The following is a 21,617-nucleotide window of genomic DNA, read 5'->3' on the forward strand; positions in this document are numbered from 1 at the left end:
AGGAGCATCCGCGCGCGTTCGACCCGGCTCGCCGGTTCTGTCCGCGAACGCGCAAGCCTCATTAACTCCGCCAGGTCGCTCTCCGTAAACGCCAACTCGATCACTCGACGTGGAGCCGCCATGATCAACCTATCTCGTTCAGCAAATCGCTGAACAAGTGTATAAACGCAGCAGTGCTCCGACGGAATCCACCGCATATGAGCGGATTCAAGGAATCTGAGCACTAGTGCTAACAACCGCCCCAAGCACGCCGCCTTCCGCCTGAAGAACGAGGGCGAGCGCGTCTCGGGCGTTTTCACCGGCACGACAAACCTCGTCTCCGGCAAATACGCCGTGATCGAGAACGCATACGAGTTCACGCTCGTCCCATGGCGGCCCGTGATGGATGACCGCCTCGGACGCCAGATCAGCGGCATTGTGCGGGACGCCGGAATCTCATGGGACTTCACACGCACGCGAGGGATTGGAATCGGAATGTAAGTGCGGCGCAGACAAGGGAAGATTCAACCTCGAAGACTTTGAACTATTTTCCCATTCATCCGCGCGACCAGATTCGGCGAGGCGTAAAAAGTCACGATTCTCCGCGCGCGGATGATCGCCGGGTCGCCCGTTTTCGGATTGCGGCCGATCCGCTCTCGTTTGGCCCGAAGCGTGAATACGCCAAAAGCGTTCAATTTGACCGACTCGCCGCAAACAAGCGCTGCAAGAATCTCTTCGAAGACTTCATCGACAATCTGTCGGGCTTGCGAACGGGATAAGGTCGGACAGCTTCTATATGCTGCCTCGCTTAACTTCTGCCGCGTCAGCGCGCCAGCTTTTGGGGGTTTCTTCAGCATGCGGACACGCCATACGTCGACCGGAGCACGGCGCGTCCGCATACGAAAATGCTTATGGCCGCCACTCCGTTTAGACGATTTTGCAGGGAACCTATGATTATTCGCTCTTTTTCGGCCGCGCAACCTTGCGAGATTCTGACCTTTTGGAATTGGCGATGGCGTTCGCGGACTGAGGCGGTATGATTCGGGCTTCGAGAAGGATCAACGCGGCTGACGAAATCGCTAGCGCCGACGATTGAAACGAAGACATTCCCATTACAGCGGCCGAAGTCGACGTGTTGGAGATGTTTCTCGGCGACATGCTCGAGGCCTTTCTTCGACCGCGTCATTGAACTTTCGATCTAGCGTGGGAACTCCACATGACCGACCCCGTCCGTGCCGCTCTCTATCTGCGGGTTTCAACCACGCGACAGACGGAAATCGATCTGTCCATTCCTGACCAGCAGACGGAGATGAGCGCCTATTGCGTGCGGTAGGGCTGGAGGGTGGTCGACGAGTATGTCGAATCGGGCACCTCCGCCCCAGCACAGGTGATGATGCGGCAGGCCATCGCCCTTTTCGATGAATATCAAAGGCGCGAGAACGGCAAGCAGGTGCTGCGCGCGATGAAGGAGAATCCTCGTCAAGGATTCTACAACGGCTCGCGCTTGCCGCTCGGCTACGCATTGGCTGAAGTCGATCAACGCGGTCACCGCACCAAGAAGAAGCTCGTCACCGACCCCGTCGAAGCCGATGCCGCCAACGACAATGCGCGCGTTAGACGTGACAGGCCTGCTCTTCGCCGGCTCGTCGCTCTTCAAGCGCTTGCCCAATTCCGGGGACGGACATTATAGGATGTGCGAGGAGGGTCTGCTCGTGAAGGTCGGCCACGGGCGGTATCGGGCCGCCATTCCGACGGCTGCTTGAATCGTCGCATTGTGGCCGACTGCGGATGGTCCGCTTTGCCGACGCCAACCGCGAGAAGCGGACCTCGGACGAGCATCGGCATTCCGTCATTCAACGCAACGCGCCGGAACCGGGTTAAGCGTGGAGGTACCCGCACCTCGCCGAGATCGCCGGCGAGCGGATCCGGGAAGCGGAAGCAGCGCGGCGCGTGAGAGACGTGAGAATCTCCACTTTCTCACGCTAGCTCACGCTTTCGCCGAACGTGATGGCACAAGCTGACAGGGGATCGAATTGGCTCGCCCGACGCACTCGCGCCGCAGCGGAACGCGCCATAGAGATCGGCGCGAAGACCTACGGCTCGGTCAAGTCCATCCTCGACAACAAGCTCGATCGGAAGCCGGCGCCAAAACGCGCCGCGGTACCGGTGATTCAGCCGCTGCACCTGATTTTTAGTCGCTGCATCCTCGAAACGCTCAACGCCGTGATCGTGCTTGCGCTGTTCATGTTTGCGGTCAGTCTGTTCGATGTCGACATCCTGCCGTCCGACACGGCCGAAGCGGCAAAGGCTATCGCCGCCGCCGTGTTTCTGGGGATCGGGCTCGGATTTTTCAACGTGGTGATGTGCGCGCTGGTCGGACAATACTTTCTGGTGTTTTTCATCCTGGTTATGATTGGCCTTTACATGATATCCGGCGCCTATTTGCCGCCGAACCTGATACCGGCGACGCTTCGGGAATACATGGCGTACAATCCTCTGACGCAGCTCGTCGAATGGCTGCGGTCCGCCTATTATGCGAGCTACGATCCCGAGCTAATCAATAAGCTGCTCATTTACTGGGTCGGCGGGATCAGCCTCATGCTCGGGCTTGTCGACGAGCGGTTCTTGCGCGGCAGGTTCCTCTCCTGACTCGTTGACGGGCGCCGGCTCGGCCTCCGACGGCGCCTCGTCCCTCGACGCCGCTTCAATTCGCTCAAGAGACAGAGCCTCTTCGTCGCACATCAGCCGCATCGCGGCGGCGACCGGGTCTTCGGCCGGCGCGGATCGCACGGGGCCAAGCGCGCGCAACACGCCGCGCAGGGCTTCGCCGGCGGCGCTGCGCTTGATGTAATGCCGCTCGAACACCCGCATGACATGCGCCACGCCTTGCTGCGTCACGCTGCGCCTGTCGGGCGCGAAATAATCTGTCGGCGCGTAGCCGCCGGCGACAATCTCGTAAGACGGAAAATAGGCGACCTGGCTAAGAGAGCGCGAAAGCATATCGCAAGCGACGCGCAGCGCCGATTTTGAATACATGGTCGACGTCACCACATGACGCGACTCGGCGGTGGCGACGAGCGGCACGGGCGAAACGGTCAAAATGACCCGCGCGGCGGGATTGACGGCGCGCAGATTGCGAAGGAAGGCTGTCATGTCGGCGACGACCTCGTCGACGCCAAGATTGACGAACTCATGTCGCGCAGGGGAGTAGTCGCCGCCCGCCACCCCCGGACACAGCGGAAAGGCCGCGCCATCCTCGCGCGAACGCCAAAGCTCCGTCAGTCCGAGCGTGAACACAAGGACGTCGAGCGTTTCAAACGCCTTGCACACCGCCGCAAAGTGGCGTTCTCGATCATAATCGAGTTCACGAACCGAATTGAATCCTCCAGGCTGAATTTGCGGCCGAAACGGGTCGATCACCTGCCCGGCGCGTTCTGGCCAGTGGTTTTCCTTTGGCGTAAATCGCCCGTACGCCCGCTCGAAGAGCTGCAGCAGCTGTCGGCTCGTGTAAATGTTGCCGTAGCGCGCGGTGTAGAGCCCATAGTTGAGCGCGTCGGCCGCCTGGGGACTGATAAAGGAATGCGGCGGCTCGGTGACGAGATAGTTGCAGCCGCTCGACTTCAGGTAGCGGCCAATGTGCTGGGCGAAGCAGCTCCCTGCGGTGGCGATTTTTTCGCGACCGCCGAAACGGAAGGGCGCTTCCACGACGGGATCGAGTTCGCCTGGAGCGACATCTGCGACCGCGCGACGCCAAAGCGCGTAGTCGGGACGTTTCGAATAGGGATGCGTCTTCATTGCCGTCCATCGCCGAGCCGAGGCTCAAAGAGCGCTGCGGCGGCTTGGATCATCCGCCGGCCGAACAGCGCATTCGCGTGGGAGGCGTCGGCGCCCCAAACGGACTCCGCCAACATGCCGGAGGGCGCCATGAACTCGGCCGGAACGGCCGCAAAGAGAATGTCCTCTCTCATGCAGATTTCGCGATAGAGCTCGGACTGCGCACGCCACATCTTATAGCGAAAGACGTCGCCCGAAAGTCTGCGCGGATCGAATGATCTGCGGAAAAACTCCTGCGGACATTGCACGACGCGCGAATTCGGCAAGGGCGGCGGCGGCTCGATGCAAACGATGGGCGCGTCGGTTTCCTTCCGGATCGCTTCGATGGTTGCAAGAGTCGGCGTCATTTTTTCCCGCAACGTCTCGCGGACCGCGGCTTCGGGCAAGACCGCCGCACCGGGTTCGAGATCGAGATCGGGCTCCGCGCCAAGAATGAAGTCAAAGCGCTCGTTAGGCTGCGTTACCGAAAGAGCAATATGTTCATTGCCGCCGACCGACAATACGATCCCGTCCGCCCCCTCCTCCTCGATGATCTTGCAAAGCCGGGGATTGAGGCGCGCGGCGGCGCTCTCCTCCGCCAGCGTCGGCGTCAGTTCGGGGTCATAAAGATAGAGGAATCGGCTTGCGAGCGGCGCGCCGCCGAGCTGAAATCCCTCGTTCTGCAGCTCGTAACATCCTTTGGCGATGGCCACGATATGGCTGTGCCCTAGTCCCAAAATCTTGGTCATCTTTCAGGCCGCGGACTCTTCACGCGCGTCGGCGCTGCGCAGTTCGACCCCAAACGGCTCCCCCCGATGGATCGGTCCGGAGACCTGTCGCGCAATCGAGACGACGACGTAACGCCGCCCGTCCGCTTCGATGACGCGCCCGATGATTTCCCCGCCGTCGGCTCCCATCGCAAAGGGCGCGCGGATGGCGAGCATCGCGCGACCCCTGTAGCCGTATCGATAGAAGGCCTCGACGGCGAGCGGCGCCTCACCTGCATGATCGATCTGGTCGCTGCTGAAATTCATGAATGGTTCCGAAACGGGTTTGATCGAACGAACGGCGCGCCGGCTGCGATTCGATTCAATGCTCCAATGCGTATTTCCGCGCACCGCCGCTTGTGCTAAACCTTTGGCGGGCCGACCATTAAATAGCATCTCGCCGTCTGCATGAATAATCCCTTCGAGTCGGCGGCGTTGCAAGAGACGCCGACGCCGCAAACCTTCAACGAGCAAGCCTATCTCGCCGTCAACCCCGACGTCGCCGAGGCCGTTCGCCTCGGCAAGGTCAGGTCGGGTTGGAGTCATTTCAAGAAATTCGGCCATATTGAGGGCCGCCGGCAGAAAGTCGCCGAGGATGAACTCGCGACGCCGGAGAATTTCGACGAGGCGCGCTACCTGGTGGCGAACCCGGACGTGCGGCAGGGGATCGAGCTTGGCCAATTCGCCTCTGGCCTCGCCCATTTCGATCAGCTCGGCCGCACACAGGGGCGCCGCCAGCAGCGCGCCAGCGATATCCCCGCGATGCGCGCGCGAAAGCTCGCAGCGGTGCGGCCGCTGCTGCTCGACCCCGAGGCGCCGCTGTCGAGTTCGGGCAAATTCATATTCTCCGATGAGGCGGCGCCTGGCGCGGAGGCTGGCGACGACGACATGCCGATCAGCGAGAATGGTTATGACGACGAAACCGTCGAATTGATCGAAGGTCTCGCCGACGGCTTGATCCTCGACGTCGGCGCCGGCTATCGGCCGGTCTATTACAGCAATGTCGTCAATTTCGAGATGATGGATTATGCAACGACTGATGTCGTCGGCGTGGCGCATCGGCTCCCGTTCAAGGATAACTCCTTTGACGGCGTCATCTCGATCGCCGTTTTGGAGCATGTGAAAGATCCGTTTTGCTGCGCGGCCGAAATCGCGCGCGTGCTCAAGCCTGGCGGATGGCTGAAGTGCTGCGTGCCATTTCTTCAGCCGCTGCATGGTTATCCGCATCATTATTTCAATATGACGAATGAAGGGCTGCGCACGCTTTTCGAGGAGCATCTGACCATCGAACGGCAGGAGGTCACCGATCCCACCCACCCGATCTGGGCGATCGCCTGGCAACTGCGGTCCTGGTCGCAAAGTCTGCCGCCGCGCGCGCGCAAGCAGTTCTTGCGCACGCGAGTCGAAGATCTGATCGGCTATCCCGGCCCGCTGCTTGAAAAGCCCTGGGCGCGGGAATTGCCGCGCGAGAAGCTTTTCGAACTCGCCGCAGCAACGATACTGTACGCACGCAAGCCCGCCGCGGAGTCCGCGGCTCGGCCGATCGCGAATTGCGCGCCGTGACCGAACTCATTGTTCACGAAGGCCACGACGGATGGTTGTTCCTTACCGGCGGAACCAATTTCGTCACCACGCTCTATGAGCGTAACGGCGGGCATCTGCCGGACATAAACCTACGCCGATGGCGCGACGCGATCATCGAGCGAAAGCGTCGTTGCGACGCGCTCGGCGTCGCCTACGCCCATCTCGTCGCGCCGGAAAAGCTGACGATTTACGGGCATAAGCAGGCCGCGCCGCTGGTCAATGTCGATCTCGCGCCGGCGATCCGGCTGCAACAGCTCTTTGGCGGCGAGGCGCCCGCCACCGGATGCGTCGATCTCGTTTGGCCAATGCGCGAGCAGCGCGACGAGGTCGAACTCTACTGGCGCAGCGACACCCACTGGACGCCCGAAGGCAGTCTGCTCGCCTATCGCCTTTTGTGCGACGCGCTTCAGCTGACGCCGAATCGGTTATTGCCGCACCGGCCCTGCCACACGCTTCACAAGATCATGGATCTCGGCGGCAAGATCGATCCGCCGCGGTGGGAGGAAATTCGCGAAATCAATTGGATCGCCCACGCGCAACGCGTCTACGCCAACGCCGTCGCACGCATCCTCGAAAACCCGGTTCACGGCGGCGACATCCATGTTGGCGCGCACGTCGTCTACAAGAACAGTGAAGCGCCCAACAAAGTGCGGATCTTGCTCTTCGGCGATTCTTTCGCTGGCGTCGGACATGACCGTCTGACGGCGCAGCTCGCCGAAACGGCGAGCGAACTCGTCTTTGTCTGGTCGGCCAATGTCGACTGGCGGCTTGTCGAGCGGGTGAAGCCGGATATCGTCATCACGCAAATCGCTGAACGCTACATGGCGCTCGCGCCGAACGACCGGTTCAATCTGTGGCGCACGGAACTCAGCCAGCTCATCAAGGCGCAACGTCGGGAGGCCGCGGCAAGGTGGCGCCGCGTCAAGGCCAGATGGAATCAGCGGGCCAAGAACGGTCCATAGGCCGCAAGCGCCTCGCGCCAATCGGTGGGATCGCGGATCAAATCGGCCAAGGCCTCGCCGCGGCGCGTCAGGCGGCGAAACAGCCAGTCGCTCTCGCGATAGGCGCCGGGCCCTTCGATGAAATTCAAACCGGCGAGCGTGTCGAGGCCCTCAATGATCTCTGAGCGCGACTTTTGCAGGAGCTGCGCCAGCTCGCCGACGGCGACGAAAATCGCTTCTGGCGGAGAGCGCTGGACGTTCTCCAGCGCCAGCAGCAGCGCCCTTAACGCTTCGACATCGCCGTCGTGACCGCCTCGAATCATCTCAACGGCCCAGCGACGGCGAGAAAGCGAAGATCGCATCGCGAGTTTGAAGCGCCGCTTCGACGACTCGAATGTGATGAGCGGGCGTTGCGAGCGCTATCGACGGATGCGGCGTCTGATCTGGCAAGGCATGCGCTCTTCGCAGCTTAGGAATGCTACAGACGAGCGAGAGTCGCTTCCGCGGTCGAAACGGTGGCTTCGCTCGAATTGTCCTCGACATTGATCCATTTGACGACGCCGTCGTCAATCAGCGCCGAATAGCGCTTGCCGCGGACGCCAAGTCCCGGCTCGGTGAGATCGAGTTCGAGTCCGAGGGCTTTGGCGAAGGTCGCCGAGCCGTCGGCAAGCGCGTCGATCTTGCCGCCGCCGCCTGACTCTTTCACCCATGCGTCGAGCGCGAAAATGTCATTGACGGCTGTGACCGCCACGGCGTCCACGCCCTTCGACTTGATTTCATCCGCCTTGGCGATGAAACCCGGCAAATGTTTCTTGTGGCAGGTCGGCGTATAAGCGCCGGGGACGCTGAACAGCGCCACCCTGCGTCCTGCGAAAAAATCCTTTGTGTCGACCGGCTCAGGTCCATTCTTGCCCATGACGGCAAGCTTCACGTCGGGAAGTCGATCTCCAGCTTTAATGGTCATGCTCAATCTCGCTATGGTCTCAGGTGAGGCTCAGTCTAGATAGCGCAGTTCCCATCCTTGTGTCGCCTCGGCCGCGCGACGCGTTTGCAGACGCACTTGTCGATGTCGCGGCGGCGAGTCAACATACGCTCGCAGAGCTGGCGCGGACGAAGCGTCTTTGGAGGGCGGGCTGATGTCGGATTCTCAAAATGAGCGTTACGGCGGGACGCCGCCTGCCGCATGGGTGTGGAGCCAGTATCGCGCCGAGCAGCCCGCTTCCCCCGCTCCGCCGGGGCTGACGCGCGCGTCGAAGAGCGAGGTTGCGCCGGAGGCCGCGCCTCAGGCCGATCCGCCGCCGCCCCGGCGCGGCGGCGGGGCTGGCGGCGGGGCGATCGCGTTTCTGGTGGCGCTCGCCATTCTGACGCTCGCCGCCGCCTCGTGGTGGCTCGCCGCCTCGCGTTCGCCGCCGCCGGCTGCGCCCGACGCGCCGCCCGCGGAGGACAGCGGAGCGCCTCCCGCAGCCACGAATGTCGCGCCGCCGCCCGAAACCGCCCCCGCGACCCAACAGGGCGCCGCTCCGGTCGCCGAACCCTCTGCCCCCACTGCGGCGGCTGCCGAACCTAGCCAGCAGCCGGGGGCGACCACTGAGTCGGGTGAGAAGCGGAAAAAATCGAAGAAGCGGCGTCGCGACTGACTCGGGTCAGGTGCGCCAGGGATGTTCCGGAAGGTCGCAAACGCCGAGCGTCTCGACGCCGGCCTGCGCAACCGCATGGTCATTCTCCACGGAAGAGCCGCTGACGCCGATGGCGCCGATCATCACGCCGTCAGCGTCGACGATGGGAAGTCCGCCAGGGAAAGTGATGAGCCCATCATTCGAGTGCTCGATGCCATAGAGCGGCCCGCCCGGCTGCGACAGCTTGCCGATCTGCCCAGTCGGCATGCCGAAGAAGACCGCGGTCTTGGCCTTTTTCATTGCAATGTCGATGCTGCCGACCCAGGCGTCGTCCATCCGCTCGAACGCCTTTAGAACGCCCCCCGAGTCGACGACAGCGATGCACATCTGCGTCTTGATCTCAATCGCCTTCCGGCGCGCCGCGGCAATGGCCTTATGAGCCTGTTCGATCGAAACATGCATTCGCCGCTCTCCTTTCAAAAAAAACCGCTTCGGCTTCCGACGCGAAGCGGGAGCGCCCGCCCGTCGACCTGACGCCGACGTGGCGATTATTTTGGAGCCGTCTCCAACGCGCGCGAGATCAACGCCTTGGCGTCCGCGCTGTCCCAGGCGGCTGGCCCGTTCATCAGTCCGATTTGGCAGCCGTCGGGGCCGATCAGCAGCGTCGTCGGCAGGCCCAGCGCTTTGCCCGACTGCTTCATCTCGAAGAAAATGTTGGCCTTGGGATCGGCGTAATAGGTCAGCGACTTGACGCCGGTTTCAGTGAGAAACGCCTTCGCCCTCTCGAGACGCGTGGTATCGACGTTCACGGCGACCACTCGAAAGTTCTGCCCAAGGAAGGCCTCTTGCAGCCTGTCGAGCGCCGGCATTTCGGCGCGGCAGGGCACGCACCAGGTCGCCCAAATATTGAGGAGCGTCGTCTTGCCCTTGAATGATGCGAGCGAAACCGGAGCGTCGTCGGGACCGTCGAAAGCATAGTCGGCGATCGGTTCCGGCTTCGCCGCGATGATCATGGCCGCAACCTCGCCCTTGGCGAGTTCCTTCATATTGGCGGCGATCTTGGCCGAGGTCGCGCAGGCGGCGTCGCCGTCGGCCGGGGCCGCGCGCTCCTGGGTCGCGCCGCCGGGGCTTGCGCCTTCATCCACCGCGCGTTCAGGCGGTTTCTTGCCGCCCATGCTGCCGATCACGTATAGAAACGCCACGCTCACCGCCATCGTTATCAGCGCCGCCTTTGCGACTAACAGGGGAGATCGCGGGGGCGGCGGCGGTTTGGCCATGAGGCGTGGGCTCCGAGGTTAAAAATGACGAGCAAGATATGGGGCGGACGCTTCGAAAGCGCAACCGACGCGGTTCTGGAAGCGATCAACGTCTCGATCGACTTCGACAAGCGCCTCGGCCTTCAGGACGTCCGCGGCTCGCTCGCCCATGTCGCCATGCTGGCCGAAACGGGGATCGTTTCGCGCGAGGATGCGGCGATGATCGCTGGCGGATTGGAACAGGTCAAAGCGGACATCGAGAACGAACGGTTCGAATTCTCGCGCGCGCTGGAAGACATTCACATGAACGTCGAGTCGCGGCTTGCCGAGCTGATCGGGCCGGCGGCAGGCCGGTTGCACACGGCGCGTTCGCGCAACGACCAGGTGGCGACCGATTTCCGCCTTTACATCCGCGACCAGATCGATGCGCTTGATCGCCAACTCGCCGATCTGCAGCTCGCGCTTGCGACTCGCGCGCTGGAAGAGGCGGCGAGCGTCATGCCCGGCTTCACCCATCTGCAATCGGCGCAGCCGGTGACGCTTGGCCATCATCTCCTCGCCTATGTCGAAATGATCTCGCGCGACCGCGGACGCCTCCGCGACGCCCGCTCGCGGCTCAACGAATGTCCGCTTGGCACCGCGGCGCTCGCCGGAACTAGCTTTCCGATCGACCGTGCGATGACGGCGCGCGCGCTTGGCTTCGACCGGCCGACGTCGAATTCGCTCGACAGCGTCTCCGATCGCGACTTCGTTCTGGAGACGCTGAGCGCCGCGGCGATCTGCGCCACGCATCTGTCGCGCTTCGCCGAAGAGATCGTGCTGTGGACGACGCCGCAATTCGGCTTCATCACGCTGTCCGATAAATTCACCACGGGCTCGTCGATCATGCCGCAGAAGCGCAACCCCGACGCCGCCGAACTCGCGCGCGGCAAATCGGGGCGCGTGATCGGCGCGCTTGTCGCGCTTCTCGTCGTCATGAAAGGCCTGCCGCTCGCCTATTCGAAGGACATGCAAGAGGACAAGGAAGGCGCTTTCGACGCGCTCGACACGCTCTCGCTCTGCATCGCAGCCGTCGCCGGCATGGTCCGCGACATGCGCGTCGACCGCGCGCGGATGAAGGCGGCGGCCGGCGGCGGCTACGCGACCGCCACCGATCTCGCCGATTGGCTGGTGCGGGCGCTGTCGCTTCCGTTCCGCGAGGCGCACCACGTTACCGGCCGCATCGTCGCGCTCGCCGAAGCGCGCGGCGCCGGGCTCGAGGACTTGACGCTCGAGGAGATGCGAAGCGTCGAACCACGTATCGGCGCCGACGTGTTCGATGTGCTCGGCGTCGAAAAATCGGTGCAAAGCCGCAGGAGCTTCGGAGGAACGGCGCCGGACAATGTGCGCGCCGCCGCGCAAGCCTGGCTCGACAGGTTGAAGGCTTAGATGAACGCCATCGCGCCGCGACTCTATCTCGCCACTCCGCCGCTCGCCGACGCGGCGGCTTTTGCGCCCGCGCTCGATGAGGCGCTTGCGGCGGGCGACGTCGCGAGCCTGCTCATTCGTCTCACCGATGGCGACGAACGCGGCCAAGAAGCGATCGTGCGCGTACTGGCGCCCCCCGCGCAAGAAAAAGGCGTCGCCGTTCTTGTCGCAGCAGCGCCAAATGTCGCGCTGCGCGCCGGCGCCGACGGCGCGCATGTTTCGGGCTGCGGCGAGGCGCTTGCCGACGCGATCAGAAAGTTGTCGCCGCGCTACATGGTCGGCGCCGGCGATCTCGAAACGCGCGACGACGCCATGCGCGCCGGAGAGGCGGGCGCGGATTACGTGATGTTTTCGGATCTTGACCGCGAAGCGCTGATCGAGCGCGTCGCCTGGTGGGCGGAGCTTTTCAACCCGCCCTGCGTCGTTCGCGCCAAGTCGCTCGCCGATATCGCGCCGCTGGTTGAAGCCGGCGCCGACTTCGTTCTGCTCGACGACGCCGTCTGGAGCGACGCGCGCGGACCGGCGGCGGCCATTGCTGACGCGCAGGCGCGGCTTAAGGGAGCGTGCGCATGACTCAAAGCCGTCCTCGTCATCCGGAAAGGGACGCGTCATTGCGAGGCGCAAAGCGCCGAAACAATCCAGGAGCCGAACGACGCCTGCCGGGTTGCTTCGCTTCGCTCGCAATAACGGCGTTTATCGCAAGCTGCGTCCTCTTTCTCGCGCCTGCGGCCCGCGCGGCCAATGATGCGCCGCCGCCGCCCGATCTCGCCTTCGGCGCCTATCAGCGCGGCGATTATTCGGTCGCGATGAAGGAGGCGAAGAAGCGCATCGCCGCCAATCCCAAAGACGCGGCGGCGCTAACCCTCGTCGGCCAGCTTTACCTTGAAGGGGCGGGCGTCGCGCGCGATCTCTCGTTGGCGATGGAGTGGTTCAAACGCGGCGCCGACGCCGGCGATAGGGAAGCGGCCTATCTCTACGGCGCCGCGGCGCTCAACGGCGCCGGCGCGCCGAAGACCCGCGCCGCCGCCCGCGCCTATCTCGAAAAGGCCGCGGCGCAGGACCATCCCGCCGCCCTCCATCTTCTCGGAGAGCTGGCGCTGGAAAACGAGGGCGCGCCCTCCGATTTCGGCAAAGCGGCGGACTATTTCCGCCGCGCCGCCGCGAAGGGCGACGCGGATTCCGTTTACGCGCTTGGCGTTCTTTACAAGACCGGCAGAGGGCTGCCGAAGGACGAGCGTGAAGCCGCCGAATGGTTCAGGCGGGCCGCCGAACTCGACTTCGCGCCGGCGATGGTGGAATTCGCGGTTTTGCAGTTCAATGGCGTCGGCGTGCCGCGCGACCGCGCCGCCGCAGCGCGATGGTTTCGCAAAGCGGCTGTGAAGGGCAACGCCGTGGCGCAAAACCGCCTCGCGCACATCCTCGCCGAAGGCCTCGGGATTGAGGCCAATCTCGCCGAAGCGCGGCAGTGGCGGGACAAGTCGCGCGAAGCCGGGTTGAACGATCCTTCGCTCGACTATCTTTCGAACGCATCCGAACCGCCGAAGCCGACCGCGGGCAAATGAGCGGCGTCCCGAGCGCGGCGACGCGGCGAACCGTCGCCTTCCTGCGCCGGTTCGTTAAGCCGCGCATCCGGTCGCTGACGGCGCCTCTGCGCGGCCTTCAGGCGGTGGTGGAAACATTCTCGCCCGAACGGCGCGCGCCTTTTGCGCCGCAAATCCCCGGCGATTGGATTCCTGCTTCGGGCGGCGCGGTCGCAACGCTGTTCTATCTTCACGGCGGCGCCTTCCTGGTCGGTTCGCCGCGGCTGTTTCGCTACGCGGCCCGCGAATTCGCCCGCGCCGGCTTCGACGTCTTCACGCCGGCCTATCGGCTCGCCCCCGAACATCTTTTTCCCTCAGCGCTCGAAGATGTGTTGCGCGCCTACCGAGCCTTCGTCGAAGCGCGGCCGGAACCTTTCGTCATTGTCGGAGACTCCGCCGGCGGCGGGCTTGCGGTCTCGCTGATGCTGCGCATCCGCGACGAAGGCTTGCGGCCGCCGGCCGCGGCGGCGCTGTCCTCGCCTTGGGTCGACCTGGCGGCGACCGGCGCCTCGATGCGTGAGAATGAAGCGCGCGATCCTCTGTTCACGCGCAAGGACATACTGCTCGGCGCCCGAGCGGCGCTCGGACGCCAAAGCGCGAGACATCCGCTGGCGTCGCCGATCTACGCCGATCTTTCCCGCTTGCCGCCGATGCTCGTTCATGTCGGCGCGGATGAAGCGCTGAGGGACGACTCGACGCGGCTCGTCGCGCGTGCGCGGCAGGCGGGCGTCGACGCAAGGCTCGAGACATGGCCCTGCGTCCCTCACGCCTGGCAGTTGATGAGTTTTCTGCCCGAAGCGCGCGAGTCGAGAGCGAAGGCGATAGAATTTTTGAAGGCGCGCGTCTCTGAGGTGACCGCGCGCGCCGCGCCGGCGCGCAATGGTTTTGCTAAGCGGCGGTGACGGGCTGCGCGACGGCGCAAAACGTTTCGCCCAAATTCTCGCTCAAGTTCTTCCATCGCCGCGGCGGCGCCGGCGCGGTTACGCGCTATGCATTTTTCGCTTCGCGGAGTGCTAAAGACGGCAGTCGACCCTCCAGAGCAGCGACAGGAGACGAATCATGTTTATCGCAATGAACCGGTTCAGGATCGTCAAGGGAGAGGAGCAGGCGTTCGAAGACATCTGGCGGTCGCGTCAGTCCCGGCTTCAGGAAAGGCCCGGATTCATCGTCTTCCATCTGCTCAAAGGGCCCGAACGGGAAGACCACATTCTCTATGCGTCGCATGCGCTGTGGGAGACACGGCAACATTTTGTGGACTGGACGCATTCCGAACATTTTCGGGAGGCCCACAAGAACGCCGGGCAGAACCGCCATCTCTATATTGGCGGTCCCGAGTTTGAGGGTTTCGAGGTTGTTCTGACCGAAAAGAATCCGCACTACGCGCCGGACGACGCTGCAAACGCCTAAGCAGCGGCTCACGACTGTCGCAGGTTCCGACAGGCGCCGCCGCTCTTGGATCATTCGGCCGCAAGAGGCAGTTCCTCCGGCATGCCCCGTCCGGAGCGCGTCAGGAAGCGGCGGCACTGCTGCTCGCGATCGTAGCCGAGCAGCGTGCCGAGCATGAAGTCCTCCTCCGCCGTGAGCGCGTTGAGCGGACGCGTTACCAAGGAACGCGCCACGGCGACGAACGCGGGCCGGCCAAAGAAGAGGTTTACCTTGACCGGGTTGAGCTCCTGAACGAAGTGATGGATGCCTTGCGCTTCCAGCTTGCCGAGCACCATTTCCAGTTCCCGGTGGCTGATGGTCATCAGGAACAGGGCGCGAATGCCCCGGCCGTATTCGTAGATGTGGTGATGGAAGAGCCGCAACACCGGCGCCACATCGGCGGACCGGCGGGGCGTAGACGGCGGAGCGTGAACGCCCGCGCCGATCAAAGTAACTGGCTCAGCCATGCGGTCACTCTCTTTTCGGTCATGCCGGACTGGGTGTCCTGGTCGAGGGCGAGGCCCACGAACTTGCCGTCCCGCTCGGCGGTGGAGCCAACATAGTCATAGCCCGAGGTTTCGGTGAAGCCGATCACCTTGGCGCCGAGCGCCGACACCTCATCATAGAGGATGCCCATCGCGTCCACGAATGACAGCGGATAGCTCTGCTGGTCGCCGGTGCCGAAGAGGGCGACTTTCTTGTCTTTCAGATCGGCGCCGCGCAGCTTGTCGATGTTCTCTTCCCAATCCGTCTGCAAGGCGCCGTCGCCATAGGTGGGCGAGCCCAGGATCAGCAGATGGCAATTTTCGAAATCGTCCGTCGTGGCGTCCTTGATATCGACCGTCCGTCCCTGGCACTTCTTTGAAATTTTGGAAGCAACCCCTTTCGTCGCGCCGCCGTCAGAACCGAAGATGACCGTGATGCTCATGTCCGCGCCTCTTCCGCGAAATCTGAACGTCAAAATCAGCGGCTACGCCAAGAAACGCAAAATAGCCCTTTAGCGTCGGGATGCTGCTGATGACCCATGTAATGTAGCGCATCTCTATTTTTTACCAACAAATCATATATTCTACAATGAGTGTAACTTATAATGTCTGTACTCTGGATTTATTATGATTACGAAGCGCAGCATCTCCCGGAGAGACAAGAGGAAGAGGTGGGCGCGCAAATCAGCGGCTGGCGCGTCCCCACGGGCCTTGCGGCGGCGAGAGCGGCTGGCGCCCGTCCTTCGGCAGGAAGGAGGCTTCAACCTCGCGCGGCGAATCGAGAGACCCGGGCGGCGCTTCTCCTTCGGGCCCGGTCGCTACGTCCCGGCCTCCCGCGAATTTGACCAAAGCAGCAATGCGCGCGTCGACGCTCGGATGAGTCGCAAACCAGCCAGACTCGGGGTGAAGCGCCGGCGATTCGATAAAGAAATACTGCATGCGCGACGGCATCGTCGGGATCGCCGCATGCGCTTCGATCTTGCGCAGCGCCGAGATCATCGCGTCGGGGTTTTTGGTCAGTTCGACGCTGCCGGCGTCGGCGAGGAATTCGCGCGAGCGCGACAGGGCGAAGCGGATCAGCACCGACGCGCCCCAGCTCAGCGCAATGATGAACAGCGCGACGACAATGGCGAGCGCCGCGCCGCCATTGCCTCTTCGGCCATCGTCGCGTTCCGGACGATGCGGCGAGAAGCCGAACGGAAAATTCCAGCGGCGAATCGTCAGATCGGCGACGAAGGCGAAAACGCCGGCGAAAATCACGGCGACCACGAGAAGCTGAACGTCGCGGTTGCGAATGTGGGTCAGTTCATGCGCGAGCACGGCTTCCAGCTCGGCGTCGGTCAGGTAGCGCGTCAGACCGCGGGTCACCGCGATCTTATATTGTCCTTCTTTCAGCCCGGAGGCGTAAGCGTTGAGCGCGTCGCTCTCGATGATCTGCAACGCCGGGATCGGCACGCCGCGGGAGATGCAGAGATTTTCAAGGAGATTGTAAATTCGCGGCGACTCGGCGCGGGATAGACTTGCGGCCCCCGTGGCGAAGTCGATCATCTTCTGGTGGAAAAGATAGGCGATGACGAACCAGACGCCCGCCGCTATGACGCCGATCGGCCAGCCGCGCTTCAAATCATCGACGGCGAGCGTGAAAATGTAATCGAAAGGCGCGCCGGGGGGCGCGCTCATCGCTTCGATGATGAGCGCGAAGGAGAACATCAGCGCCAGCAACAGGACAACGAAGCCCGAGAGCAAGAAGGCCGAGCGCAGCTCGTTGGCGCGAATGTGGGAGTAAAGGCCGTAGGCTGTGAACATGGCGTTCCTGCTGCTGTCATTCCCGATCGCGCGCTAGTGGCGCGCGATCGGGAATCCAGGCATTGAAAAATTACGCTTTGCTAGATCTGGATTCCCGATCCGGCCTTCGGCCTGTCGGGAATGGCAACCTGCGCGGCGCCCGCGCGCCTAAAACTCCACTTTCGGCGCGGTTTCGATCGCCCGCTGTTGCGCCTCGTCGAGCTCGAAATAGTCGAGCGGCTCGAAGCCGAAGCGCTGCGCGACGAGGAAGCCCGGAAAGCCTTCGCGCGTGGCGTTGTATTCGGCGACGGTGTTGTTCAGGAATCGCCGCGCCGCGGAAATCTTGTTCTCGATGTCCGACAGCTCGCTCTGCAGCTGCTGGAAGTTCTGGTTCGCCTTCAGGTCCGGGTAGGATTCGGAGAGCGCGATCAGCCGCGAGAGCGCCCCGGTCAGCACGCCCTCCGCCGCGCCCTGCTGCGCCGGCCCTTGCGCCGCCACGGCGGCGTTGCGCGCCTTGACCACGTCTTCGAGGGTGCTTTTCTCATGCGTGGCGTAGCCCTTTACCGTTTCGACGAGATTCGGCACGAGGTCGTGGCGTTGCTTGAGCTGCACGTTGACGTCGGAGAACGCCTGTTTGCTGCGCTGGCGCAGCGACACCAGCCCGTTGTAAACGCCGACCAGCCAGAAGGCGACGGCGGCAATGAGCCCCAGAAAAATCAGCAAGGACATGGCGCGCGCTCCCCATGGCGCGCCGCCTCCGCGCGGCGGCGATCGCTTTTTGCGCCTTCATGTTAGCCGGCTTTGGCGGCTTGGCAAAGACGCGGTTTGGATGATCACGAAACCTTTTTGTCTTGAACGCGTTGTTCTACGGCTTCGGTCCAACGTTTCAGCGGCCGCGCCTTTTTTTCCGAGGAGATTTTTCATGCGTTGTTCCTGCATCAACTGCATCGTTCCGCCGCATATCCTTCTGCGGCTCGCTCAGAGCGAAAAAAAAGAGATGCGCCAGATCGCCATGCGCACTCTGCTGACGACAACCCGTTTGCGCGGCCAAAGATCGATTCGCGCCCGTCTCACGCTTGCAGACGTCGGCGCGGCGCAACGCACGGTTTATGATTGCCGCAATTCGACCAATCTGTCCGAGGCGCGAATCGCGCGCACCGAGGACGGGCAGGCGTCGTCCGACGCATCGGTTAACCGGGTGTTCGACGGCCTCGGCGCGACGCGCGACTTTTACAAGGAAGTCTTCCGACGCGACTCGATCGACGGCCGTGGCATGCGTCTGAACGGCTTCGTTCATTACGACCGGGACTACAACAATGCGTTCTGGGATGGGAGCCAGATGGTCTTTGGCGACGGCGACGGCGTGCTGTTCAGCGATTTCACCGGCTCGCTCGACGTGATCGGCCATGAGCTGGCCCATGGCGTCACCGAGTCCAGTGCCGGCCTAGTCTACCACCGGCAGCCCGGCGCGCTGAATGAATCGATCTCCGACGTGTTTGGCTCGCTCGTCAAGCAGTGGTCCTTGAAACAGTCCGCCGAGGACGCCGACTGGCTGATCGGCGCCGACATTTTTACGCCGGCGATCGCCGGTGACGCGCTCCGTTCGCTGAAGAATCCGGGAGGCGCCTATGACAATGACGATTTCGGGAGAGATCCTCAACCCGACCACATGAGTAGATATGAGGACTTGCCCGATAATGAAGAGGGCGACTTCGGCGGCGTTCACATCAATTCGGGCATTCCCAACAAGGCGTTTTACCTTGTCGCGACCGACATCGGCGGCTACGCTTGGGAAGCGCCCGGCCACATCTGGTATGAGTCGCTGAAGGCGTCGAGCCCGACGACCGACTTCAGAGGCTTCGCCGAACTGACCTTCATGATGGCGGACCGTCTCTATGGGGCAGGAAGCCGGGAACAGCAGGCGGTCGCCGCCGCCTGGCGGGACGTCGGGGTTCGCGTCCCTCCGGTCGTCGTGCGCATGGAGATCCCGCAGCGGGCGCGTGGCGGCGACGGCCATGCTCAGCGCGAGGAGGATTCGCTCGCCGCGCTGTCGCGGCAGGTCGCGGCGCTTGCAGAACAGGTGTCGGCTCTCTCGCGCGAAGTGAACGGCGCCAAGTCGCGGCGCGTTTCGGCGCGCAATTGAACAGGGAGCCAGCGGCCGAGCGCCTGGCGCGGGTTCCTGCGAGAAACCGATGATCGTTTCCTTATCCAAGCATGGCGGTCTGGCGGCGGGCATACGCCTGCGCCAGCCGCCAGTCGTGGTTGACGCGAAGGCGCTGCCGCCCCAGGCGGCGCGCGATCTTGCCGTAATGGTTGACGCCGCCGTCAAGGCGGACGAGCCTGCCCCGCCCACCGAGCCGCATCCCGACAGCATGTCCTATACAATCACGGTCGAGCGGGACGGGACCACGGTCACGCTCAAGGCGCGGAATTCGGCGATGAGTTCTTCTTTCCGCGAGTTGCGGGACTGGATAGAAGGCCACGGCCGTCGTAACTAGGCGAGGGCTTTCCCAGTCGCGTTTGACGCACGCTCCAAGCGCGCCTATCTCATGGAAACGCAAAGAGCCACGGCGAACATCAATGGCCATTCTGCCGATCATCACGCTTCCTGATCCGCTGCTGCGGAAGATTTCCGAGCCTGTCGACCGGGTCGACGACAGGCTGCGGCGTCTGCTCGACGACATGTTGGAGACGATGTACGAGGCGCCCGGCATTGGCCTTGCGGCGATCCAGGTCGCCGTCGCCAAACGCATTGTCGTCGTCGACATCGGCAAGACCGAGGAGACGCGATCGCCGCTGTTCCTCATCAACCCGGAAATCATCTGGGCGGCCGAGGAGTTGAGCGTCTATCAGGAGGGCTGCCTATCGGTGCCCGACTATTTCGAGGACGTAAAGCGGCCGGCGCGGGTGCGCGTGCGTCATCTCGACCGGGAAGGCGCAATTCAGGAATTCGACGCGGAAGGGCTGCTTGCGACCGTGGTGCAGCATGAGCTGGATCATCTCGAAGGCGGTCTCTTCATCGACCATCTATCGCGCCTAAAGCGCGAGCGCGTCGTCAAGAAGTTCAACAAAGCGGCGCGCTACGACGAAATCGCCGCCCAGCGGCGCGCAGCCACCGAGAGTCAGTCGGAACAAGCCGGGGCCTGACGATTGCGCAACCCAATGCGCGTCGTCTTCATGGGCACGCCGGAATTCGCCGCCCGTCTGCTCACGGAAATCGTTTCACGGGGCCACGAGGTCGCGGCGGTTTATACGCAGCCGCCGCGTCCCGCCGGACGCGGCATGGCCGAGAAAAAGTCCGCCGTCCACCTTCTGGCGGAGCGTCTTGGCGTTCCCGTCCGCACGCCGAAAAGCCTGAAGAGCACCGAGGCCCAGGCCGAATTCGCCGCGCTCAACGCCGATGTCGCGGTCGTCGCCGCTTATGGGTTGCTGCTGCCTCAGCCGATTCTCGATGCGCCACGATACGGCTGCCTCAACCTCCACGGGTCGCTGCTGCCCCGCTGGCGCGGCGCCGCGCCGATCCAGCGCGCCATCATGGCCGGCGACGCCGAGAGCGGCGTCATGGTGATGAGAATGGAGGCCGGTCTCGACACCGGTCCCGTCGCCTTGACGGCGAAGACCCCCATCGATGACGAGATGACGGCGGGAGAATTGCACGACCGTCTCGCCGAACTCGGCGCGCCGCTCATGGCGCGGGCGCTCGATCTGCTCGCCAATGGCGAACTGCGCTTCACGCCGCAATCCGACGAAGGCGCCTGCTATGCGCGAAAGATCGAAAAGGGCGAGGCGCGGATCGACTGGCGCCGCCCGGCGCAAGAACTTCATGATCTCGTGCGGGGCCTCTCGCCCTTTCCGGGCGCTTTTTTCGAAGCCGATCTCGGCCACGGCCTTGAGCGCGTGAAGGTGTTGCGCGCGCGCGTCGAGGACGGGACTGGGACCCCGGGCACCGCGCTCGACGATGACGGCCTCATCGCCTGCGGCGTGGGCGCGCTGAGGCTGCTGCGCGTGCAGCGCGCCGGCAAGGGCGAGATGGCGATTGAGGAATTTCTACGCGGACGACAGCTCGGGCGCGGCTCCGCACTGAATCCTCACGCTTGAGGCGCAGGGGGCGTTCCGTAATGCACCTATGCGACAGGCGTATACTCTTGAATATATTGGATATTTTGCCGCAGAGACCATGACAAAGCCGCCGCCCGCCGATCCAATTCTCACACGATTCCGCGCTGCGCTCGCCCGGACATATGGCGAGCGGCTGGAGCGCGCTGTGGTGTTCGGTTCGCGAGCGCGAGGGGACGCTCGGCAGGATTCTGATTACGATATCGCGGTCTTCCTAAGAGAGCCGGAGAGCTTCTAGCAAGAAAGCGGACGGCTCGCCGAAAGTCCGCGAAGAGTTCAGCCGCTTCCTGGCGCCTGTTCCGTCCCGGAACGGCAGGGGGTTCGATTCACGACTCGTTAAGCATGCCAAATGGATGTCGCCTGACCAGCAAGGATGTCCCCGGGTCCAGAATCGACCGCAAGCAAAGCAAACCTCGCGCAAAAGGAGCAGCTCGGCGCTCGGCGCTCTGCGCCGGCGCCCTCGCCTTTTTTTGCTTCATCGCTATAGTGCGCCAGCATTCCTTTGGGACGAATCGCCGTGACGCCTCGTTTGCCGCACCTCACGCGCCGCTCCGTGGCGGCTCTTGCGCTGGCGCTCATCGCCGCGAGCCTCGGCGCTTGCGGCCGGCGCGGTCCCCTGGAGCTTCCTCCCGAGACCCAGGCGCGCGGCGCGATCCTTCGGGCGCAGGCCGAAGCCGCGCAAGCCAAAGCGGCGAGGCCCGGAGCGCCCCCGCCGGCCAGCGTCCCAGCGCCGCCGATTCCCGGCACGGTCGGCAATCGACCGCCAGATCAATATCCATTCCCGCTCGACCCGCTGCTTTAGG

29 protein-coding genes are annotated in these 21,617 nt (G+C 63.5%); 17 read left to right on the forward strand and 12 right to left on the reverse strand.

The features are described from left to right. Positions 1–216 precede the first annotated feature (216 nt). Positions 217–480 (forward strand): DUF3363 domain-containing protein, encoded by a 264-nt coding sequence (locus tag QZ964_RS21645; protein ID WP_367119300.1) that lies wholly within the window; start codon positions 217–219, stop codon positions 478–480. Between the two features lie 23 nt (positions 481–503). Here the strand turns inward: QZ964_RS21645 and QZ964_RS19360 are convergent, their stop codons facing one another. Next, positions 504–878 (reverse strand): integration host factor subunit alpha, encoded by a 375-nt coding sequence (locus QZ964_RS19360; RefSeq protein ID WP_367119301.1) that lies wholly within the window; start codon positions 876–878, stop codon positions 504–506. Positions 879–1,321: 443 nt separating this feature from the next. Here QZ964_RS19360 and QZ964_RS19365 point away from each other — a divergent pair, with 443 nt between their 5' ends. Next, positions 1,322–1,669, forward strand: coding sequence for a hypothetical protein (locus QZ964_RS19365; RefSeq protein ID WP_292533657.1), 348 nt, complete (start codon positions 1,322–1,324; stop codon positions 1,667–1,669). A 317-nt stretch (positions 1,670–1,986) separates the two neighbouring features. Then, positions 1,987–2,628: a hypothetical protein gene (locus QZ964_RS19370; protein ID WP_367119302.1), complete on the forward strand. Its 642-nt coding sequence runs from the start codon at positions 1,987–1,989 to the stop codon at positions 2,626–2,628. On the opposite strand, the gene QZ964_RS19375 is transcribed toward QZ964_RS19370, so the two are convergent. From QZ964_RS19375 to QZ964_RS19385, 3 genes are read right to left on the reverse strand one after another with little or no spacing between them, the layout of a single operon-like run. Continuing rightward, entirely contained in the window at positions 2,533–3,774 is a 1,242-nt protein-coding gene (locus QZ964_RS19375) for a GSCFA domain-containing protein (RefSeq protein ID WP_292533658.1), read from the reverse strand. The two genes, QZ964_RS19370 and QZ964_RS19375, sit on opposite strands and share 96 nt — an antisense overlap. Then, positions 3,771–4,541, reverse strand: coding sequence for a hypothetical protein (locus QZ964_RS19380; RefSeq protein ID WP_292533659.1), 771 nt, complete (start codon positions 4,539–4,541; stop codon positions 3,771–3,773). Before QZ964_RS19380 ends, QZ964_RS19375 begins: the two co-directional genes overlap by 4 nt. Positions 4,542–4,544: 3 nt before the next feature. Then, positions 4,545–4,826 carry a hypothetical protein gene (locus QZ964_RS19385; RefSeq protein ID WP_292533661.1) on the reverse strand — a complete coding sequence of 94 codons (282 nt, stop codon included), beginning with the start codon at positions 4,824–4,826 and terminating at the stop codon, positions 4,545–4,547. A gap of 141 nt (positions 4,827–4,967) precedes the next feature. On the opposite strand from QZ964_RS19385, the gene QZ964_RS19390 reads away from it, so the two are divergent. Both QZ964_RS19390 and QZ964_RS19395 read left to right on the forward strand, forming a co-directional pair. Then, positions 4,968–6,122, forward strand: coding sequence for a class I SAM-dependent methyltransferase (locus tag QZ964_RS19390; protein ID WP_292533662.1), 1,155 nt, complete (start codon positions 4,968–4,970; stop codon positions 6,120–6,122). After that, on the forward strand, positions 6,119–7,105 hold the full coding sequence (locus QZ964_RS19395; protein WP_292533663.1) for a hypothetical protein: 987 nt from the start codon (positions 6,119–6,121) through the stop codon (positions 7,103–7,105). The genes QZ964_RS19390 and QZ964_RS19395 overlap by 4 nt, the downstream gene beginning before the upstream one ends. Here QZ964_RS19395 and QZ964_RS19400 read toward each other — a convergent pair. Both QZ964_RS19400 and QZ964_RS19405 read right to left on the reverse strand, forming a co-directional pair. Next, positions 7,081–7,407 carry a DUF2513 domain-containing protein gene (locus QZ964_RS19400; protein ID WP_292533665.1) on the reverse strand — a complete coding sequence of 109 codons (327 nt, stop codon included), beginning with the start codon at positions 7,405–7,407 and terminating at the stop codon, positions 7,081–7,083. The two genes, QZ964_RS19395 and QZ964_RS19400, sit on opposite strands and share 25 nt — an antisense overlap. Before the next feature lie 155 nt (positions 7,408–7,562). Next, positions 7,563–8,048, reverse strand: coding sequence for a peroxiredoxin (locus QZ964_RS19405; protein WP_292533666.1), 486 nt, complete (start codon positions 8,046–8,048; stop codon positions 7,563–7,565). A 172-nt stretch (positions 8,049–8,220) separates the two neighbouring features. On the opposite strand from QZ964_RS19405, the gene QZ964_RS19410 reads away from it, so the two are divergent. Next, a complete protein-coding gene (locus tag QZ964_RS19410; RefSeq protein ID WP_292533668.1) occupies positions 8,221–8,721 on the forward strand; it encodes a hypothetical protein in 501 nt (166 codons plus the stop codon). 6 nt (positions 8,722–8,727) lie between these two features. Here the strand turns inward: QZ964_RS19410 and QZ964_RS19415 are convergent, their stop codons facing one another. Both QZ964_RS19415 and QZ964_RS19420 read right to left on the reverse strand, forming a co-directional pair. Then, positions 8,728–9,162, reverse strand: a complete 435-nt coding sequence (locus QZ964_RS19415; RefSeq protein WP_292533670.1) for a heme-binding protein — start codon at positions 9,160–9,162, stop codon at positions 8,728–8,730. A gap of 86 nt (positions 9,163–9,248) precedes the next feature. Beyond that, on the reverse strand, positions 9,249–9,977 hold the full coding sequence (locus tag QZ964_RS19420; protein WP_292533672.1) for a TlpA disulfide reductase family protein: 729 nt from the start codon (positions 9,975–9,977) through the stop codon (positions 9,249–9,251). Positions 9,978–10,001: 24 nt separating this feature from the next. Between QZ964_RS19420 and argH the strand changes: the two genes are divergently transcribed. From argH to QZ964_RS19445, 5 genes are all read left to right on the forward strand, one after another. Beyond that, positions 10,002–11,384: an argininosuccinate lyase gene (argH, locus tag QZ964_RS19425; RefSeq protein WP_292533674.1), complete on the forward strand. Its 1,383-nt coding sequence runs from the start codon at positions 10,002–10,004 to the stop codon at positions 11,382–11,384. Next, the gene (locus tag QZ964_RS19430; RefSeq protein ID WP_292533675.1) at positions 11,385–11,996 is read left to right on the forward strand and encodes a thiamine phosphate synthase; all 612 of its coding nucleotides are present in this window, start codon (positions 11,385–11,387) and stop codon (positions 11,994–11,996) included. It begins immediately after the preceding gene. Beyond that, a complete protein-coding gene (locus QZ964_RS19435) occupies positions 11,993–12,985 on the forward strand; it encodes a tetratricopeptide repeat protein (protein WP_292533676.1) in 993 nt (330 codons plus the stop codon). Before QZ964_RS19430 ends, QZ964_RS19435 begins: the two co-directional genes overlap by 4 nt. Continuing rightward, a complete protein-coding gene (locus QZ964_RS19440; RefSeq protein ID WP_292533678.1) occupies positions 12,982–13,905 on the forward strand; it encodes an alpha/beta hydrolase in 924 nt (307 codons plus the stop codon). Before QZ964_RS19435 ends, QZ964_RS19440 begins: the two co-directional genes overlap by 4 nt. A 157-nt stretch (positions 13,906–14,062) precedes the next feature. Next, complete coding sequence (locus QZ964_RS19445; RefSeq protein WP_292533680.1) at positions 14,063–14,410, forward strand: antibiotic biosynthesis monooxygenase; 348 nt, start codon at positions 14,063–14,065, stop codon at positions 14,408–14,410. Between the two features lie 50 nt (positions 14,411–14,460). On the opposite strand, the gene QZ964_RS19450 is transcribed toward QZ964_RS19445, so the two are convergent. The 4 genes from QZ964_RS19450 to QZ964_RS19465 all read right to left on the reverse strand — a co-directional run bounded on the left by QZ964_RS19450 (position 14,461) and on the right by QZ964_RS19465 (position 17,427). Beyond that, on the reverse strand, positions 14,461–14,895 hold the full coding sequence (locus QZ964_RS19450) for a DUF2023 family protein (protein WP_292533681.1): 435 nt from the start codon (positions 14,893–14,895) through the stop codon (positions 14,461–14,463). After that, positions 14,874–15,356, reverse strand: a complete 483-nt coding sequence (gene fldA, locus QZ964_RS19455; RefSeq protein ID WP_292533683.1) for a flavodoxin FldA — start codon at positions 15,354–15,356, stop codon at positions 14,874–14,876. Before fldA ends, QZ964_RS19450 begins: the two co-directional genes overlap by 22 nt. A 241-nt stretch (positions 15,357–15,597) precedes the next feature. Beyond that, positions 15,598–16,719: a M48 family metallopeptidase gene (locus QZ964_RS19460; protein WP_292533685.1), complete on the reverse strand. Its 1,122-nt coding sequence runs from the start codon at positions 16,717–16,719 to the stop codon at positions 15,598–15,600. 147 nt (positions 16,720–16,866) lie between these two features. Further along, positions 16,867–17,427 carry a LemA family protein gene (locus QZ964_RS19465; RefSeq protein ID WP_292533688.1) on the reverse strand — a complete coding sequence of 187 codons (561 nt, stop codon included), beginning with the start codon at positions 17,425–17,427 and terminating at the stop codon, positions 16,867–16,869. Between the two features lie 193 nt (positions 17,428–17,620). On the opposite strand from QZ964_RS19465, the gene QZ964_RS19470 reads away from it, so the two are divergent. The 6 genes from QZ964_RS19470 (at position 17,621) to QZ964_RS19495 (ending at position 21,616) form a co-directional block, all read left to right on the forward strand. Further along, positions 17,621–18,841 carry a M4 family metallopeptidase gene (locus tag QZ964_RS19470; RefSeq protein ID WP_292533690.1) on the forward strand — a complete coding sequence of 407 codons (1,221 nt, stop codon included), beginning with the start codon at positions 17,621–17,623 and terminating at the stop codon, positions 18,839–18,841. A 49-nt stretch (positions 18,842–18,890) separates the two neighbouring features. After that, on the forward strand, positions 18,891–19,196 hold the full coding sequence (locus tag QZ964_RS19475) for a protealysin inhibitor emfourin (protein ID WP_292533692.1): 306 nt from the start codon (positions 18,891–18,893) through the stop codon (positions 19,194–19,196). 82 nt (positions 19,197–19,278) lie between these two features. Continuing rightward, positions 19,279–19,845: a peptide deformylase gene (def, locus tag QZ964_RS19480; RefSeq protein ID WP_292533694.1), complete on the forward strand. Its 567-nt coding sequence runs from the start codon at positions 19,279–19,281 to the stop codon at positions 19,843–19,845. A 15-nt stretch (positions 19,846–19,860) separates the two neighbouring features. Continuing rightward, positions 19,861–20,796, forward strand: coding sequence for a methionyl-tRNA formyltransferase (gene fmt / locus QZ964_RS19485; protein ID WP_292533696.1), 936 nt, complete (start codon positions 19,861–19,863; stop codon positions 20,794–20,796). A gap of 79 nt (positions 20,797–20,875) precedes the next feature. Further along, positions 20,876–21,052 (forward strand): nucleotidyltransferase domain-containing protein, encoded by a 177-nt coding sequence (locus QZ964_RS19490; protein WP_292533698.1) that lies wholly within the window; start codon positions 20,876–20,878, stop codon positions 21,050–21,052. Positions 21,053–21,331: 279 nt separating this feature from the next. Further along, on the forward strand, positions 21,332–21,616 hold the full coding sequence (locus QZ964_RS19495) for a lipoprotein (RefSeq protein WP_292533700.1): 285 nt from the start codon (positions 21,332–21,334) through the stop codon (positions 21,614–21,616). The last annotated feature ends 1 nt before the right edge of the window (position 21,617 follow it).

The organism is Methylocystis sp. (assembly GCF_021731785.1).
GTDB lineage: Bacteria > Pseudomonadota > Alphaproteobacteria > Rhizobiales > Beijerinckiaceae > Methylocystis.